Here is a 16,057-nt window from a genome sequence, read left to right on the forward strand (position 1 = left end):
CTAGCCAGCTCCGACGCCGCGCGGCGGGCGAGCGGAGCGGGGGAAGGATCACCCGAGATCAGTCCGCGGAACGGGAAGATCCGGGGGTGCGGGGGCGTTGCGCCTGCCGTGAGACTCTCCCTCCTGGACCGCTCCCGCACGCGCGCGGGCATGCCGGAGGCGTCGGCCCTCGCCCACAGCGTGGAGCGGGCCGTGGCCGCGGAGGAGCTCGGTTACCACCGCTTCTGGGTCGCCGAGCACCATGCCGTCCCGGGGATCGCGTCAGGCTCCCCGGCGGTGCTGCTCGCCGCGATCGGCCAGCGCACCGGGCGGATCCGCCTCGGCTCGGGCGGGGTGATGCTGCCCAACCACCGCCCGCTCGTCGTCGCCGAGCAGTTCCTCATGCTCGAGGCGCTCACCCCGGGCCGGGTGGACCTGGGGCTGGGTCGCTCCCTCGGATTCACCGCCCCCGTCCGGGAGGCACTGGGCCGCACCGAGGCGAGCACGGAGCAGTTCGCCGACGAGGTGGCGGAGGTGCGCGCGCTCCTCGAGGGCACGGCCGCGCTCACCGCCCGGCCCGTCACCGCGAGCCCGCCCCCGCTGCACCTCCTGGCCACGGGCGCCGGTCTCGAGCTCGCCGCCCGGCTCGGTCTCGGCGTGGTCCTCGGCGGGCCGGTGCTCGCGGCCGACGACCTCGGCGAGCGCCTCGACGGCTACCGGCGCGCCTTCCGCTCGCATCGGGGGAGCGCGCCGCACGTGATGCTGTCCCTCGATCTGCTCGTCGCCGACACCGACGCGGAGGCGCGCGAGCTGGCGCTGTCGGAGGTGTGGGCGATGGTCGCCTCCCGTCGCACCGGCGCCTTCCCACCGCTCGAGGATCCCCTCTCGATCCTGTCGGCGGAGCGGACCGCCCGAGAGTCGGCGCAGCTCGAGCGCGGGCTCGCGACCGCCTGGGCGGGCAGCCCGGGGACGCTCCGACCGCGGATCGAGCGGCTGCTCGAGCGATCGCGGGCCGACGAGATCCTCGCCGCGGGTGCGGCCTTCGACCGCGCGGCGCTCGCCGACTCCGACCAGCGGGCCATGGCGCTGCTGGGCTGAGCGGTTCAGGCGGGCGGGCGCAGGTTCGCGTCGTCGTCCCCGTGGATCGGCACGTGCGCCTCGGGGATGTCCTCGTAGCTCGCCGGGTCGGAGATCGGCTCGAGGTGGGTGAGCACGGTGAGGGTGGGCATCGCGCGCATCAGCTCGTGCTCGAGCTCCTCGATGTAGTCGTGGCCCTGCTTGACCGTCCACTCGTCCGGCACCAGGACGTGCACGTTCATGTACTTCTCCTGCCCGGCCTCGCGGGTCTGCAGGCCGTGGAAGGTGACGGTCCCGTCGGTGCGGCGGCGGAGGATGTCGGCGATGACCTCGTTCTCCTCGTCAGGCAGCGCTTTGTCCAGCAGGCCCGAGACGGACTCGGAGATCAGCCCGATGCCGGTGACGATGATGTTCACGCCGACGGCGAAGGCGACGATCGGGTCCAGCCGGTCCCAGCCGGTCAGCACCACGAGGCCGACGCCGAAGAGCACGCCCGCGCTCGTGACCACGTCGGTCATGAGGTGCTTGCCGTCGGCGCGCAGGGTGATCGAGTTGTGGGTGCGGCCCGCGCGCAGCAGCACGAGGGCGACGCCGCCGTTGATCAGGCTCGCGACCACGCTGATCGCGAGGCCCCAGCCGACGTTCTGGAGCGGCTGCGGGTTCAGGAAGCGCTCGACCGAGGTCACCAGGATCACCGCGGCGGCGAGGAAGATCATCACGCCCTCGACGGCGGCGGAGAAGTACTCGGCCTTCGCCCGCCCGTAGAGGAACCGCTCGGTCGCCGGACGGATCGCGACGCGCAGGGCGATCAGCGCGACCACGGCCGCGACCAGGTTCACCACGGACTCGGCGGCGTCGGAGAGCAGTCCCACCGAGCCGGTCATGAGCCAGGCCCCGGCCTTGAGGGAGATGGTGAGGACGGCGGCGGCGATCGACAGCCAGGCGAACCGGGTGAGGTCCACGCGCTGCGGCGCGGGGCGGGCCGGGGGAGCGGCGGCGGTCATCGGGGATCCTTCCGGGGCGGGTCGGGGGCGAGGGAGCCGTCGGGAGCGATGTGCTCGAAGATCTGCTCGACGAGCTGGACCACGTGCGGGTCCTCGACCGTGTAGTAGCTGTGGCGGCCCTCCCGGGTCGCCGAGACGATGCCCGTCAGCCGCAGCTTGCGCAGGTGCTGGCTCGTGGTGGGCAGGCTCAGCCCGACCCGCTCCGCCAGCGCCCCGACGTCGTAGCGACCGGTGCTCATGAGCTGGACCAGGTGGAGCCGGGCCGGGCTCGCGAGCATCGCGAAGGTGTCCGCGGCCGCGGCGAGCTGCGGCTCGGTGGGGGCGGGGCGCAGCTCGCCCGGGGTCGTCGTCATGGCCGACATCCTCGCCGACGTTTCGTCATTCGCGCAACTGACGAAGTGTTGGATGTGGCGCGGCCGACGGGGGAGCGAGCTCCGGGTCGGGGTGGAGGGGCCCTGGCGGAGTGCGGGTCGCGTCAGAGGACGACGCGGGTGGGCTTGCCCTTCACCGGCAGGCCCGCACGGCGGTACGCGCGGAAGCCGCCGACCAGGTCCGTCGCGCGGGAGAAGCCGAGATCGCGCAGGTCCCGGGCGGCGAGCGAGGAGTAGTACCCCTCGTTGCACACCAGGATCACCAGGTCGTCAAGGCCGGGGCCGCCGTCCATCCGATGCGCGGAGCCTGGATCGAGCCGCCACTCGAGCACCAGGCGCCCCATGACGGTCGCGCCGGGGATGTGGCCCTCGGGCTCGCGGGTCCGCTCGGAGCGGAGGTCGATCACGTGGGCGCCGTGCGCGATGAGATCCGGCAGATCGGCGGGCTCCACGCGGTCCACGCCGCGCCGCGAGGCCTCGAGCACCTCGTCGATCGAGCGGTGTGCGGGCACCTCCGCGCGCCGACGGCCGACGGGCCGATCCGTGAAGGAGGACCCGTCGGCCGCCGCAGACGAGGAGGTCACCGGCCGCGGCGCGAGGAGAAGGCCGCGAGGCCGCCGCCCGAGGAGGAGCCGCCGGTCGAGGTCGAGTAGACGCTGCCCGAGCCGGAGCGACCCTGGCCGCCGCTGCGACCCCGGCCCTGACCGCCGCGCGAGCCCTGCCCGCCGCGGCCGCCCTGGCCTCCGGACTCGCCGCGACCGCGACCCTGGCCCTGACCCTGCTGACCCCGCTGGCCCGAGTTCTCGCCGCCGCGGCCGCCCTGGCTCCGGCCCTCGCCGGAGCGTGCGCCCTGGCCACCGCGACCACGGCCCTCGCCGCCGCCCTGGCCGCCGCGACCGCCACGTCCCTGGCCGCCGCCCTGACCGCGTCCGCGACCACGACCGCCGCCGGGGATGCCCGCCTCGCGGCGCGCCTGCTCCTCGGGGCTGTCCTCGGTGACCGGTCCGCGCGGCTCATGGGTCTCGACCCGCTGGCCCGGGGCGAGTGCGGTCAGCACCGGGCTCGCCGCGGTCACGCCCTGGTGGCGGGTCGGGGTGATCCCGGCCTTGCGCATCAGGTCGTGGACGTCCTTCCGCTGCTCCGGGGTCTGCACGGTGATGACGGTGCCGGACTCGCCGGCCCGCGCGGTGCGGCCCGAGCGGTGCAGGTAGGCCTTGTGCTCGATGGGCGGATCGGCGTGGACCACGAGCGCGACCTCGTCGACGTGGATGCCGCGCGCGGCGATGTCGGTGCAGACCATCGTGGTCGCGGTGCCCGAGCCGAAGGCCTCGAGGTTCCGGGTGCGGGCGTTCTGCGAGAGGTTGCCGTGCAGGTCCACCGCGTCGACGCCGCGGGCGGCGAGCTTGCGGGCGAGGTTCTTCGCGCCGTACTTGGTGCGGGTGAACATGATCGTGCGGCCCGGCGCGGCGGCGAGGTCGCGCAGCACGTCGAAGCGGGCGGTCGGGTCGACCTCGAGGACGTGGTGCTCCATGGTGCCGACGGGGCTCGTGGCCGGGTCGGCGGAGTGGGTGACCGGGTCGTGCAGGAACTGCTGGACGATCTTGTCCACGCCGGCGTCGAGGGTCGCGGAGAACAGCATGCGCTGTCCCTTCGCGGGGGTCGCCGCGAGGATCCGGCGCACCATCGGCAGGAAGCCCATGTCGGCCATGTGGTCGGCCTCGTCGATCACGGTGATCTCGATGGCGGAGAGGTCGGCGTGGCCCTGGCCCATCAGATCCAGCAGGCGGCCGGGGCAGGCGATGAGCACGTCGACTCCGCTGGCGAGGGCTTTGACCTGCGGGTTCTGCCCCACGCCGCCGAAGACGACGGTGCTGCGGAGCTTCCCGGCGCGCTCGAGCGGGGCGAGCGAGTCGGCGATCTGCGAGGCCAGCTCGCGGGTCGGCGCGAGCACCAGCGAACGCGGCCGACGCGCCTGGCGGCGGCGCGGCTCGGCGAGCAGGCGGGCGACCAGCGGGAGGAGGAAGGCGTAGGTCTTGCCCGAGCCGGTGCGGCCGCGGCCGAGCACGTCGCGACCCGCGAGGGAGTCGGGCAGCGTCGCCGCCTGGATCGGGGTGGGGGAGGTGATGCCCTGCGGAGCGAGTGCTTCGACGAGGGCGGTGGGCACGCCGAGGCGTGCGAAGTCAGAGGTGGTCACGAGGATCCGTTCTGCGTGGTGCGTCCCGCCCGGTGCGCCCGTGGCCCGGCGCCGTTCAGGCGGGGGAGGGTCTGCGCAGTCGCCCGTGACGGGGACCTGTGCCGCGGCGGGGTGACGGCACTCGAGCTCCACGGTAGGGGCCGCCCCGCCCGGTGGCGAGACCGGGGCCCGCCGATGTGAGATACCCCGGCTCCCGCAGCGGAGCGTCGCGGGGACGTAGGGTGCGAGCACCGGGAGAGCTGGAGGACCGATGGCCCGCAGGGTGAGCATCAAGGACGTCGCCGAGAGGGCGGGCGTGTCCTGGAAGACCGTGTCGAACGTCGTCAACGAGCGGCCCGTGGTCCGCCCGGAGACCCGGGAGCGGGTCCTGGCGGCGATCGAGGAGCTCGGCTACGTCCCCAACCAGGTCGGCCGCGAGCTGCGCGGCGGGCCGACGGGATCCCTCGCGCTCGTGGTCCCCGAGCTGCAGAACCCGTACTTCGCCCGTCTCGCCGAGCGGATGCAGGCCGCCGCCCGGGCCCGCGGGCGCACCGTGAGCGTCGAGGTGTCCTTGCACAGCGCCGCGACCGAGCGCGCCCACATCAGCGGCCGCAGCTCGCGCCCGGTGGACGCCGTGGTCATCTCCCCGTCGGCCCTGACCGCCGAGGACCTGCGCGATCGCACCTCCGGCCCGCCCGTGGTGCTGCTCGGCGAGATGCTGCTCGCCGCCCCGGACATCGTGCACGTGGCGATCGACAACGTCGCTTCCGCCGCCGAGGTGGTGCGCCACCTGGTGGCCGCCGGCCACCGTCGGCTGCTGTTCCTGGGGGCCGACGAGGGGCGCCGCTCCACGGGCGCCGACCGCCTCGTCGGCCTCCGCCTCGCGAGCACCGAGGCCGGGCTCGACGAGGACCCGGCGCTGATCCGTCACGTGAGCGACTGGACGCGGGAGGGTGGTCGCGACGAGATCGCCGCGGCGCTCGCCGAGGGCCTCGACTTCGATGCCGTCGTGGCCGGGAACGACCTGCTCGCCATCGGTGCGCTGATCGCCCTGCTCGATGCGGGGCGCCGCGTCCCCGAGGACGTCGCCGTGGTCGGCTGGGACGACCTGGTCGAAGCGGCGTGGACGCGCCCGGCGCTGACGACCGTCGCCCCCGACCTCGACGCCCTCGTCGCCGCCGCCCTCGACGCGGCCCTCGCCGCCCCCGCCGAGCGCGAGGGCGTCGAGCGGGTGATCGCGCACCGGCTCGTCGAGCGCGGCACCACCCGCTGACCCGCGCCCCGCACGCTCGTGCCCGTCGGCCGCGTCCACCTCGCGATTCCCACGTTGCACTTCGCGCTGGGGTGCGGTTGACTGACTCCTGACAGCCCGTACGGCGCACCGTGCGCCGAGGCCTCAGCGCCGAGTCCCCTCGACCCCAGGAGCAGTCCGTGCCCGACCAGAACCCCACCCTGCCGGAGTCGCTCTCCGCGCTCTTCGCCCGAGCCGACGAGCTGGCCGCCCAGCTCGATGCGCCGCTCTCCGCGGCGGCGGACGTGCCCCGCCCAGAGCATCCGCGCCCTCAGCTGCAGCGTTCCGCCTGGCTGAGCCTCAACGGCACCTGGCAGTTCGAGATCGACCGCAGCGACACGGGTCGCGAGCGCGGGCTGCTCGACGCCGAGCTCGCCACCACCATCACCGTGCCCTTCGCGCCGGAGACCGCGGCCTCCGGCATCGGCGACCGCGACTTCCTCGAGGCCGTCTGGTACCGCCGCACGGTCGCTATCCCCGCCGACTGGGACGGCCTGCGCCCGATCCTCCGCTTCGAGGCCGTCGATCAGGACGCGACCGTGTGGGCGAACGGCGTGGAGGTCGCCCGCCACCGCGGCGGCTTCACCCCCTTCGCGGCCGATCTCTCGCAGGTCCCGGGCGTCGGCGCCAGCAGCGAGGTGACCGTGGTGGTCCGCGCCCGCGACCCGCACGATCAGCCCCAGGCCCGCGGCAAGCAGTCCACCTGGTTCCGGCCCACGCACGCCAACTACCACCGCACCACCGGCATCTGGCAGAGCGTCTGGCTCGAGGGCGTCCCCGTCGACGAGATCCGCTCGCTGCGCATCCTCCCCTCGCTCGCCGCGGCCTCCTTCGCGATCGACGTGCCGCTCTCGCGCAGCACCCCCGGCACCACCCTCGAGGTCATCGCCTCCGTCCCCGGCGGCGGGGCGGTCGCGCGCACCTCCGTCCGCGCCGACCTCGACCTCGCCCCGCACCTCTCGCTCACGATCCCGTCGGAGCACGTGCGCGTGTGGGGCCCCGGCGCCCCCGAGCTGTACGCGCTGCAGGTGCGGCTGCTGGACGCCGCCGGTGGCGTGCTCGACGAGGTCCGCTCCTACGCGGGCCTGCGCTCGACCTCGCTGAACGCCCACGAGTACCGCCTCAACGGCGAGAAGGTCTTCCAGCGCCTGGTCCTGGACCAGGGGTATTGGGAGGAGACTTTCATGACCACGCCGACGGACTCCGCCTTCACCACCGACATCCGCCTGGCGATGGAGGCCGGCTTCAACGGCGCCCGACTCCACCAGAAGGTCTTCGAGCAGCGCATGCTGTTCTGGGCCGACCTGCACGGCTACCTCACCTGGGGTGAGTTCGGCGACTGGGGCGTCTCGGGCCTCGGCCCGCTCGGCGACAACCAGCAGCCCACCGCCTCCTTCATCGGGCAGTGGATCGAGGCGGTCTCCCGCGACATCAACCACCCCTCGATCATCGGCTGGTGCCCCCTCAACGAGACCCACCAGATCCTCCACGACCGCTACACCCAGCTCGACACCGTCACCCAGGCGATGTACGACGCGACCAAGCTCGCCGACCCCTCGCGGCCCGTGCTCGATGCCTCCGGCTACTCGCACCGGGTGCGCGGGGCCGACGTGTACGACTCGCACTCCTACGAGCAGGACCCGGAGCGCTTCCGTGTCGAGCAGTCCGGACTCGCCGAGGGGCGGCCCTTCGCGAACCGGCGCGACCTCGCGCCCGACGAGTACCCCTTCGCCGACGGCGAGTTCTCCCTGCCCTTCGCCGGCCAGCCGTACTTCGTCTCCGAGTACGGCGGCATCTGGTGGAACGAGCAGGAGGCCCGCGAGGCCGCCGAGGCCGAGCGCGCCGGCAACAACGCCGCCGAGTCGTGGGGCTACGGCCAGCGGATCGCGAGCGAGGCGGAGCTTTACGAGCGCTTCGAGGGGCTCACCCGCGTGCTGCTCGAGGACCCCCTCATGTTCGGCTACTGCTACACGCAGATGACCGATGTGTTCCAGGAGAAGAACGGCATCGTCGACTTCGCCCGCGGGCGCAAGCTCGACCTGGCCCGCCTCCGCGCCGTCCAGGAGAAGACCGCGGCGTACGAGGCGGACTGACCCGGAAATCCGCTGGCCCGGGTCGCCGCCGCCGACCACCATGGGCTCATGATCGATCAGAGCCGACTCTGGGACGCCGACGCGGCCTCCTCCTACGACACCCCCGGTGAGGGGATGTTCGCCCCGGAGGTGCTCGGGCCCACCGTGGCCCGCCTCGCCGCGCTCGCGGCGGGCGGGCCCGCGCTCGAGCTCGCGATCGGCACGGGCCGCGTGGCGATCCCGCTGCACGAGGCGGGCGTCCCGGTGACCGGGATCGAGCTGTCGGAGGCGATGATCGCGCGGCTGCGGGAGAAGGTCACCGCCGACGAGATCCCCGTGGTCTCCGGGGACATGACCACGGCCGCGGCGGGGACGGGGTTCTCCCTCGCGTACCTGGTCTTCAACACCATCGCGAACCTGCTCACGCAGGAGGAGCAGGTGGCCTGTTTCCGCAATGCCGCCCGCCACCTCGCCCCGGGCGGATGCTTCGTCGTCGAGCTGTGGGTGCCGCAGCTGCGCTCGCTCGCCCCGGGCCACGGCGGCACCGTCGAGGTCTCCGAGCCGGGCTACCTGCTCGTCGACACCTACGACACCCTTGCCCAGCAGGTCATCTCCCATCACGTGCGCTTCGATCCCGCCGTGGACGGCGGGCGCGAGGCGCGGATCGGCCGGACCCCGCACCGCTACGTGTGGCCCGCGGAGCTCGATCTCATGGCGCAACTGGCAGGATTCCGTCTCGAGGAGCGCTGGGCGGACTGGGACCGCAGCGCGTTCACCGTCGACTCCCGCAGCCACGTCTCCGTGTACCGCCTGACCGAAGGGACCGCATGACTCAGGATCTCACCGCCCTCACCCTCGAGGACGTCCCCGCGCTCACCGACCTGATGAACGCGATCGATGCCCACGAGGGCTTCGGGGAGCCCGCCGAGGAGCCCAGCATGCGCGAGTGGCTCACCATGCCCGATCTCGACCTCGCCACCGACTCGGTGGCCGTGCGCGAGGACGGCCGGCTGATCGCGGCCGGCCTGCTCGACGTGGGCGCTTCCCTCGACCGGGACGGGCGCGTGCGCTGCCAGCTGATGGGCGGGGTGCACCCCGAGCGCCGCCGTCGGGGCCTCGGCACGGCCGTGCTGGACCGGCTCGAGACCCGCGCCGCGGCGCTCGCCGCGCAGCGGCACCCGGGCAGCTCCGCCGTGCTCCGCTGCGGCGGCGGCCGCGACCCCCAGGAAGAGGCGGAGCCCCGCGGCGGCGTCGACGTGCGCCCCGTGCTCGACCGACGCGGATACACCCGCGTCCGCTCCTGGTTCGAGATGCGCCGCGAGCTGCGCGGCGAGGCCGGGGCGGGGCTCACGGAGCTCGCCGGCGCCGACGTCCCCGGGGTGTCCCTGCGCAGCCCGTCGGCCGCGGATCGCGAGCCGACACGCCTCGCCCACGACGCCGCCTTCACCGACCATTGGGGCTCGGCCCCGATCCCCGCGGACCGCTGGGCGGGCTGGTGGGACGGTCACACCTCCCGGCACGAGCACTCGAGCATCGCCGTGGACGACCGCGGCACGATCCTCGCCTACGCCCTCACCCAGGAGGACCGCCCCGGCCACCTGCACGTGGGCCTCGTCGGCACCCGCCCCGAGGCGCGCGGCCGGGGACTCGCCCGCGCGGTCCTCGCCCGCAGCCTCGCCTCCGGCCGCGCCGCCGGCTACGAGGAGGCGCAGCTCGAGGTGGACACCGAGTCGCTCACCGGGGCCACCCGGCTCTACGAGGCCGTCGGCTTCACCCGGGCCTCCGTGTACGCGACCTACGAGAAGCCGGTCGCCACGGCATGAGGAGGTCGCGATGAGAGCCGTCCGCTACGACGCCTTCGGCGTTGCGCCGCAGCTGGTCGAGCTGCCCGATCCGATCTGCCCTCCGGGCGGGGCGGTGATCGAGGTGCACGCCACCGGGGTGTGCCGCAGCGACTGGCACGCCTGGCAGGGGCATGACGACAGCGTCCGCCTCCCGCACGTGCCGGGGCACGAGTTCGCCGGGGTGGTCCGAGAGGTCGGCGAGGGCGTGCGGTCGTTCGCGCCGGGGGACCGGGTCACGGCCCCGTTCATCCTGGCCTGCGGGGAGTGCACCGAGTGCCGGGCCGGAGCGCCCCAGGTGTGCCCCGCCCAGCGCCAGCCCGGCTTCGACCAGCAGGGGTCCTGGGCCGAGCAGGTCGTGGTCACGGGAGCGGAGCACAACCTGGTCCGCCTCCCCGACGAGATCGAGATGACGCTCGCCGCCGGGCTCGGCTGCCGGGTCGGCACCGCCCATCACGCGGTCCGGACCCAGGGCGCCGTCCGCCCCGGGGAGCAGGTCGCGGTGCTCGGCTGCGGCGGCCTCGGCCTCGCCTGCGTGATGATCGCCCGCGCCGCGGGGGCCGAGGTCGTCGCGGTCGACGTGTCCGCGGCGGCGCTCGAGGCCGCCCGCGCCCTCGGGGCCACCCCCCTTGCCGCCGGCGAGGACGTGGTCGAGCGGGTGCGGGAGGCGACCGGCGGCGGTGCCCATCTCGCGCTGGACGCCCTCGGCTCCGCGGCGACCGCCCGCACCTCGATCCTGTCGCTGCGCCCCCGCGGTCGCCACGTGCAGGTGGGGCTGCTGCTCGGGGACGATGCCGACCCGGCGCTGCCGATGGGGCGCGTGATCGGGCAGGAGCTGCAGATCCTCGGCAGCCACGGTCTCGCCGTCGCGGAGTACGCGGATCTGCTCGCGGACGTGGCCGCGGGCCGCCTCGATCTCGCTCGCACCGTCGGCCGGATCCTCACCCTCGAGGAACTCCCCGCCGCGCTGCCCGCCCTCTCCGCCCCGCCCACCAGTGCCGGCATGACGGTGGCGCGGATCCGCTGACGGTTCTTCTCCGACGTCTCTGTGGGGCCCTGTGAAACCATGGCTCCCATGACGATCACCGCTGCGGCCGACGGATCCGCCCTCGGCAATCCCGGGCCCGCCGGCTGGGCCTGGTACATCGACGAGGACACCTGGCGCGCCGGGGGCTGGCCCCACGGCACCAACAACATGGGCGAGCTGAAGGCGGTGCTGGACCTCCTCGAGGCGACCGCGGTGGATGCCGACCAGCACCTGCACGTCCTCTGCGACAGCCAGTACGTCATCAACTCGGTCACCAAGTGGATGCCGGGCTGGAAGCGGAAGGGCTGGCGCAAGGCCGACGGCAAGCCGGTGATGAACGTCGAGCTGCTGCAGGCCATCGACCGGGCGCTCGCCGGCCGCAGCGTCGAGTTCGAGTGGGTCAAGGGCCACGCCGGGCATGCGATGAACGAAGCCGCGGACCGTCGGGCTAACGCCGCCGCGACCGCCTTCTCCAAGAAGCAGGATCCGCAGGTCGGGCCCGGCTACCGCGGCAGCGCCCCGGCTGCCGCCGCTGCGGGGACGACTGCCGCCGCGGCTGAGACGACCTCCTCCGAGGAGCACGACCTCTTCAGCCTCTTCGAGGCCGACGAGTCCGGCCCCGGCGACGCCCCCGCGATTCCCGACCGCTGCGGCGCCCCCGAGGGCATCGAGCCCGTCCTCGCCGGCACCGCGCTCGAGCAGGTCGCCGCCCATGAGCTGGCCCTGCTGGATCCGCGGCTGCGCGCCGATCCGCCGAGCGCCGCCGCGCTGCTGCATCCGCGCTTCACGGAGATCGGGGCGAGCGGACGCGCGTGGACCCGGGAGGAGCTGCTCGAGGAGATCGCGCCGGTCTCCGGCGTCGAGGCGGAGGACCTGGTCGCCGAGGAGGTCGCCCCGGGCGTCGTCCTGCTGACCTTCGCGACCCGGCGCGACGACGGCTCGCGCGTGCTGCGCAGCTCCCTGTGGCTGCGGGAGGGCGACCGGTGGCTGCTGCGCCACCATCAGGGGACCCCGGCCGACGAGCGGTGAGCGTCCCTGCACCCCCCGCCCCGGTCCCGCTCGCGGAGCGCGCCGCCGGTCCCGACCTCGCCCGCGGCCTGGCCCTGCTCGGGATCGGGCTCGCGAACCTCGTCGCCTGGCTGCATGGCGAGCCGTGGACGGTGCTGCTCAAGCGGGCCGATGCCGCCCCGCTCGACCGCGCGGTCGACGTGCTCCTCGCCCTGTGCGTCGACAACCGCCTCTTCCCCCTCTTCGCCCTGCTGTTCGGATACGGCCTCGGCATCCTCCACCGCCGCTCCCTCGCGGCGGGCGAGCGGCCGGGACGCTTCGTGCTGCGCATGCTTCGCCGCCACCTGGTGCTCCTCGCGATCGGCCTGCTGCACGCGACGCTGCTGTTCAGCGGGGACATCCTGGTGGCCTACGCGATGATCGGCATGCTCTGCGTGCTGCTCCTGTCCCGCCATCCGGTGCTCCTGGCGCTCGGCGGTGCGCTCGCCCTCCTCCCGCTCGGTACCTGGGGCTGGGCCGACGGGGTGGTCGGCCTCGGCGGCGGCGACGGGTACGTCCTCGCGAGCGCCGCCACCTACGCCGAGACGCTCCTGCCGCGCGCTCGCGAGGCGCTGTTCGATCTGGCCACGGCCCCCGCCTACGACCTCGGGCTGCTCGCCCCGATGGCGATCGGAGCCCTCGCCGCTCGCCACCGTCTCCTCGAGGACGTCCCGCGGCACCGCGCGCTGCTGCGCCCCACCGCCGCGGTGGGCCTCGGGATCGGGCTGCTCGGCGCCCTGCCGCTCACCCTCGTGCTCGTGCTGGACCCGCACCACGAGCGGCTCGACGCGGTGATCGTGCTGGGGATCCTCGGCACGATCCACCAGCTCACCGGGCTGGTCGCCGCGATCGGCCTCGCCGCGGCCTGCGCCCTCCTCGCCGAGCGGCTGCTGCCGCCCCGGCCCGGGGACGGTGGGACCGAGCCCGCCCGCCCGGGCGCGCTCGTCGCCCCCGCCCGCGCCGTGACCGCCCTCGGCACGATCTCCCTCACCGCCTATGTGGCGCTGTCCCTCGAGGCGCTGCTGCTCTTCCCGCCCTACACCCTCGACCTCGGCGCCCGTCTCGGCACCGCCCCGGCGGCGCTCCTGGTCGTCGCGGGCTGGCTCCTGCTCGTCGGCCTCGCCGAGCTGCTGCGGCGCCGCGGCCGACGGGGCCCGCTCGAGGCGCTCCTGCGCCGCCTCGCCCGGCCCCGCGGAGCGGGTGCGGCCGTAGGCTGAGCGCGATGACCGTCTACGCCGACACCCCGCGCTGGCCCCGCCACGGCACCGTCTGGGGCCACCTCGTCTCCGACAGCTCCCTCGAGGAGCTGCATGAGACCGCGGCCCGTGCGGGTCTGCCCCCGCGCAGCTTCGACCTCGACCACTACGACTGGCCCGAGCAGGCCCGGGACAGGCTGGTCGGCGCGGGGGTGCGGATGATCGGCGACGGGGAGCTGACCCGGATCCTGATCGCCTCCGGGCTGCGCGTCCCGCTGCGGGACCGGCCCGCGGCCCGCGCGCGGCGCACGGCCGAGCATGCCGCGGCGCTCGGTCTGGAGCCGGTCCCGACGGATCTGGTCGTCGGCCTCCTGGGTCATGCCGATCCGCTGCCGCTCGCGTCAGGCGCCCCGCCCGGAGCGTTCCGGCTCGGCCGCGAGGAGCCCGTCGGACCCGCCCGGATCGAGGCGCATGACGACGCGGGGCGCCGCGCGGCCGAGCACCTGCTCGCGCATCTCGACCAGCTCGCCCGTGCCCGCGGCGAGGCGGGCTTCGTCGGCCAGCTGCTGCAGCTCTGACGGCTCCGCCCCCGACCGCGCGACCACTGCGCCGCGCGACCGCCGCGCCGCGCGACCACTGCGCCGGGCTCAGTCGGCGGAGGAGGCCCCAGCGGCCCCGCGCACGTCGATCGCCCGGACCTGGTCGGGCTGGGCGCGGTCCTCCGGCTCGATCTCGGTGCCCGGCAGCTCGACCCAGAAGGTCGCGCCGCCGCCCGGGGTCTCCTTCACGCCGATGGCTCCGCGGTGCTGCTGCACGATGGTGGCCGCGATGGAGAGCCCGAGGCCGGCGCCGCCGCCCTGGGTCGCCGAGCGCACCCGCGAGGAGTCGGTGCGGTAGAAGCGCTCGAAGACCCGCTCGCGCTGCTCCTCGTCGATGCCCTCGCCGTGGTCGCGGACCTCGAGCAGCACCGTGCCCTGCTCGGTGTAGCCGACCGCGATCTCCACCGGCGACCCCTTGGGCGTGTGCCGGTTCGCGTTGCCGACCAGGTTGAGGATCACCTGGCGCAGCGAGGCCTCGTCGCCCAGCACGCCGATCGCGACGTGCGGCTGCACGGTCAGCGCCGTCCCCGCGAGCGACACCACCATCACCCGGCGCCCCGGGTCCAGGGCACGCAGGTCCTGGGCCGCGTCGAAGAGCGCATCGGAGAGGTCCACGGGGGTGAGCGCGAGGTCCGGGTTCTCGTCGAGGCGGGCCAGACGCAGCAGGTTCTCGACGAGGGAGCCCATCCGCCGCGCCTCGTCCTCGATGCGCCGCATCGCCGAGGCGACGTCCTCGTCGGAGCGCAGCGCCCCCATCCGGTACAGCTCGCCGAAGCCCCGGATGGCGGCGAGCGGGGTGCGCAGCTCATGGGAGGCGTCGCCCACGAAACGCCGCATCCGCGCCTCGGAGCGGGTCGCGTGCTCCTCCGACTCGGACTGCGCCGCGAAGGCCTGCTCGATGCGCACCAGCATCTCGTTGAGGGACATGGCCAGGGCGTGCACCTCGAGGCTGGTCTGCGTGACCGGCACACGTCGGGAGAGGTCGCCGCCGGCGATCTGCGAGGCGGTCGCCTCGACGTCGCGCAGCGGCTCGAGGGAGCGGTGGGTCATGTACCCGCCGAGGCCCATGCCCACGAGCACCACCAGGGTCCCGACGAGCACGATGATCAGGGCCATCTCGTGCATGGTGCGGTCCACGCCGGTGAGTGGCAGGGCCACGTACACGCTGCCCTTCTCGGGCCCGGTGTTGAGCATCGCCACGACCCGCCAGCGGTTCTCCGCCGAGTCCAGCACGGTGAACGGCCGGCCCCCGCGATCCCGGATCTGCTCCTCGGTGAGATCCGGGAAGGGGACGGAGACGTCCTTGCTGCCGTAGTGGACGACGACCTTCTCGATCGACTGCCCCGAGCTGTCGCGCACCTCGACCGCGTACTCGACCGGGGTGTAGGTGCTCGAGCGCACCTCGTCGTCCTGCCCGGCGAGCTCGTGCTGGGCCAGCTCGAGCATCTCGCCCATGCCGGAGTGGAGGTTGTTGTCGACGGCCTGGATCAGCGTGCGGTTGAGCAGGAACAGCGAGAGGCTGCCGGTGATCACGGTGCCGAGCACCAGCAGCAGCGAGATGAGGGCGACGATCCGGGTCCACAGGGACACGGGCCTCTCGGTGCGCAGGGTCGGCAGGGCCACGACTCGGAGTCTTCTCGGGGCGCCCGGGCTCAGGCGCCGTCGGCGGCGCGCAGCACGTAGCCGATGCCGCGCTTGGTGTGGATCATCGGGTCGCCGATCACGTCGATCTTGCGGCGCAGGTAGGAGATGTAGGACTCGACGATCCCCACCTCGCCGGACCAGTCGTAGTCCCACACGTGGTCGAGGATCTGGGTCTTGGAGACCACGCGCCCGGCGTTGAGCATCAGGTAGCGCAGCAGCTTGAACTCGGTGGGGGAGAGCTCGATGGTCACGTCCCCGCGGTAGACCTCGTGCGAGTCCTCGTCGAGACGGAGGTCGCCGACCACGAGCGAGCTGTCGACCGCGGTCTCCGAGCCGCCGTGGGTGCGGCGCAGCACGGCGCGGATCCGGGCCACGACCTCTTCGAGGCTGAACGGCTTGGTCACGTAGTCGTCGCCGCCGACGGTGAGCCCGGCGACCTTGTCCTGCGTCTCGTCCTTCGCGGTGAGGAACAGGATCGGGTACTGCTCGCCGCGGTCGCGCAGCCGACGGGTCACGGTGAAGCCGTCCATATCGGGCAGCATCACGTCGAGCACCACCAGGTCGGGCTGGTTCTCGGTGGCCTCGCGGATCGCCTCGTTGCCGGTGGAGGCGGTGAACACCTCGAAGCCCGCGAAGCGCAAGGAGGTGGCGAGGAGGTCGCGGATGTTCGGCTCGTCGTCGACGACGAGGAGCCGGGCCTCGAAGTCCTGGTCTGCAGTCGTGGTCATGGGCTCAC

Annotated in this window: 15 protein-coding genes; 9 read left to right on the top strand and 6 right to left on the bottom strand. The window is 74.1% G+C overall.

Annotated elements, in window-relative coordinates; translation table 11 throughout:
• Positions 1-108 precede the first annotated feature (108 nt).
• A complete protein-coding gene (locus V1258_RS13625; protein ID WP_329750196.1) occupies positions 109-1,077 on the top strand; it encodes an MsnO8 family LLM class oxidoreductase in 969 nt (322 codons plus the stop codon).
• Positions 1,078-1,082: 5 nt separating this feature from the next.
• Here the strand turns inward: V1258_RS13625 and V1258_RS13630 are convergent, their stop codons facing one another.
• The 4 genes from V1258_RS13630 to V1258_RS13645 all read right to left on the bottom strand — a co-directional run bounded on the left by V1258_RS13630 (position 1,083) and on the right by V1258_RS13645 (position 4,625).
• Positions 1,083-2,060 carry a cation diffusion facilitator family transporter gene (locus tag V1258_RS13630; protein ID WP_329750197.1) on the bottom strand — a complete coding sequence of 326 codons (978 nt, stop codon included), beginning with the start codon at positions 2,058-2,060 and terminating at the stop codon, positions 1,083-1,085.
• A complete protein-coding gene (locus V1258_RS13635) occupies positions 2,057-2,413 on the bottom strand; it encodes an ArsR/SmtB family transcription factor (RefSeq protein ID WP_329750198.1) in 357 nt (118 codons plus the stop codon). The genes V1258_RS13630 and V1258_RS13635 overlap by 4 nt, the downstream gene beginning before the upstream one ends.
• A 122-nt stretch (positions 2,414-2,535) precedes the next feature.
• On the bottom strand, positions 2,536-3,015 hold the full coding sequence (locus V1258_RS13640) for a rhodanese-like domain-containing protein (RefSeq protein WP_329750199.1): 480 nt from the start codon (positions 3,013-3,015) through the stop codon (positions 2,536-2,538).
• Positions 3,012-4,625, bottom strand: a complete 1,614-nt coding sequence (locus V1258_RS13645) for a DEAD/DEAH box helicase (RefSeq protein ID WP_329750200.1) — start codon at positions 4,623-4,625, stop codon at positions 3,012-3,014. Before V1258_RS13645 ends, V1258_RS13640 begins: the two co-directional genes overlap by 4 nt.
• Positions 4,626-4,875: 250 nt before the next feature.
• Here V1258_RS13645 and V1258_RS13650 point away from each other — a divergent pair, with 250 nt between their 5' ends.
• The 8 genes from V1258_RS13650 to V1258_RS13685 all read left to right on the top strand — a co-directional run bounded on the left by V1258_RS13650 (position 4,876) and on the right by V1258_RS13685 (position 13,656).
• Positions 4,876-5,877, top strand: coding sequence for a LacI family DNA-binding transcriptional regulator (locus V1258_RS13650; RefSeq protein WP_329750201.1), 1,002 nt, complete (start codon positions 4,876-4,878; stop codon positions 5,875-5,877).
• Positions 5,878-6,035: 158 nt separating this feature from the next.
• A complete protein-coding gene (locus V1258_RS13655) occupies positions 6,036-7,988 on the top strand; it encodes a glycoside hydrolase family 2 protein (protein WP_329750202.1) in 1,953 nt (650 codons plus the stop codon).
• A gap of 48 nt (positions 7,989-8,036) precedes the next feature.
• A complete protein-coding gene (locus tag V1258_RS13660) occupies positions 8,037-8,798 on the top strand; it encodes a class I SAM-dependent methyltransferase (protein WP_329750203.1) in 762 nt (253 codons plus the stop codon).
• Positions 8,795-9,790: a GNAT family N-acetyltransferase gene (locus V1258_RS13665; RefSeq protein ID WP_329750204.1), complete on the top strand. Its 996-nt coding sequence runs from the start codon at positions 8,795-8,797 to the stop codon at positions 9,788-9,790. The genes V1258_RS13660 and V1258_RS13665 overlap by 4 nt, the downstream gene beginning before the upstream one ends.
• Before the next feature lie 10 nt (positions 9,791-9,800).
• A complete protein-coding gene (locus tag V1258_RS13670) occupies positions 9,801-10,835 on the top strand; it encodes an alcohol dehydrogenase catalytic domain-containing protein (RefSeq protein ID WP_329750205.1) in 1,035 nt (344 codons plus the stop codon).
• Positions 10,836-10,883: 48 nt separating this feature from the next.
• Complete coding sequence (locus V1258_RS13675; RefSeq protein WP_329750206.1) at positions 10,884-11,864, top strand: ribonuclease HI family protein; 981 nt, start codon at positions 10,884-10,886, stop codon at positions 11,862-11,864.
• Positions 11,861-13,099, top strand: coding sequence for a DUF418 domain-containing protein (locus tag V1258_RS13680; protein ID WP_329750207.1), 1,239 nt, complete (start codon positions 11,861-11,863; stop codon positions 13,097-13,099). Before V1258_RS13675 ends, V1258_RS13680 begins: the two co-directional genes overlap by 4 nt.
• Before the next feature lie 5 nt (positions 13,100-13,104).
• Complete coding sequence (locus V1258_RS13685; protein WP_329750208.1) at positions 13,105-13,656, top strand: DUF4031 domain-containing protein; 552 nt, start codon at positions 13,105-13,107, stop codon at positions 13,654-13,656.
• A 69-nt stretch (positions 13,657-13,725) separates the two neighbouring features.
• Here the strand turns inward: V1258_RS13685 and V1258_RS13690 are convergent, their stop codons facing one another.
• Both V1258_RS13690 and V1258_RS13695 read right to left on the bottom strand, forming a co-directional pair.
• The gene (locus V1258_RS13690; protein WP_329750209.1) at positions 13,726-15,300 is read right to left on the bottom strand and encodes a sensor histidine kinase; all 1,575 of its coding nucleotides are present in this window, start codon (positions 15,298-15,300) and stop codon (positions 13,726-13,728) included.
• 29 nt (positions 15,301-15,329) lie between these two features.
• On the bottom strand, positions 15,330-16,049 hold the full coding sequence (locus tag V1258_RS13695; protein WP_329747141.1) for a response regulator transcription factor: 720 nt from the start codon (positions 16,047-16,049) through the stop codon (positions 15,330-15,332).
• Positions 16,050-16,057 lie beyond the last annotated feature (8 nt).

The sequence above is a fragment of the Brachybacterium sp. J153 genome (genome assembly GCF_036311905.1).
Classification (GTDB): domain Bacteria; phylum Actinomycetota; class Actinomycetes; order Actinomycetales; family Dermabacteraceae; genus Brachybacterium.

Excerpts from the sequence above, each read along its gene's own strand:
- V1258_RS13695 (WP_329747141.1), bottom strand. The coding sequence starts at position 16,049 with ATGACCACGACTGCAGACCAGGACTTCGAGGCCCGGCTCCTCGTCGTC.
- V1258_RS13665 (WP_329750204.1), top strand. The coding sequence starts at position 8,795 with ATGACTCAGGATCTCACCGCCCTCACCCTCGAGGACGTCCCCGCGCTC.
- V1258_RS13670 (WP_329750205.1), top strand. The coding sequence starts at position 9,801 with ATGAGAGCCGTCCGCTACGACGCCTTCGGCGTTGCGCCGCAGCTGGTC.
- V1258_RS13660 (WP_329750203.1), top strand. The coding sequence starts at position 8,037 with ATGATCGATCAGAGCCGACTCTGGGACGCCGACGCGGCCTCCTCCTAC.
- V1258_RS13685 (WP_329750208.1), top strand. The coding sequence starts at position 13,105 with ATGACCGTCTACGCCGACACCCCGCGCTGGCCCCGCCACGGCACCGTC.
- V1258_RS13675 (WP_329750206.1), top strand. The coding sequence starts at position 10,884 with ATGACGATCACCGCTGCGGCCGACGGATCCGCCCTCGGCAATCCCGGG.
- V1258_RS13650 (WP_329750201.1), top strand. The coding sequence starts at position 4,876 with ATGGCCCGCAGGGTGAGCATCAAGGACGTCGCCGAGAGGGCGGGCGTG.
- V1258_RS13635 (WP_329750198.1), bottom strand. The coding sequence starts at position 2,413 with ATGACGACGACCCCGGGCGAGCTGCGCCCCGCCCCCACCGAGCCGCAG.
- V1258_RS13630 (WP_329750197.1), bottom strand. The coding sequence starts at position 2,060 with ATGACCGCCGCCGCTCCCCCGGCCCGCCCCGCGCCGCAGCGCGTGGAC.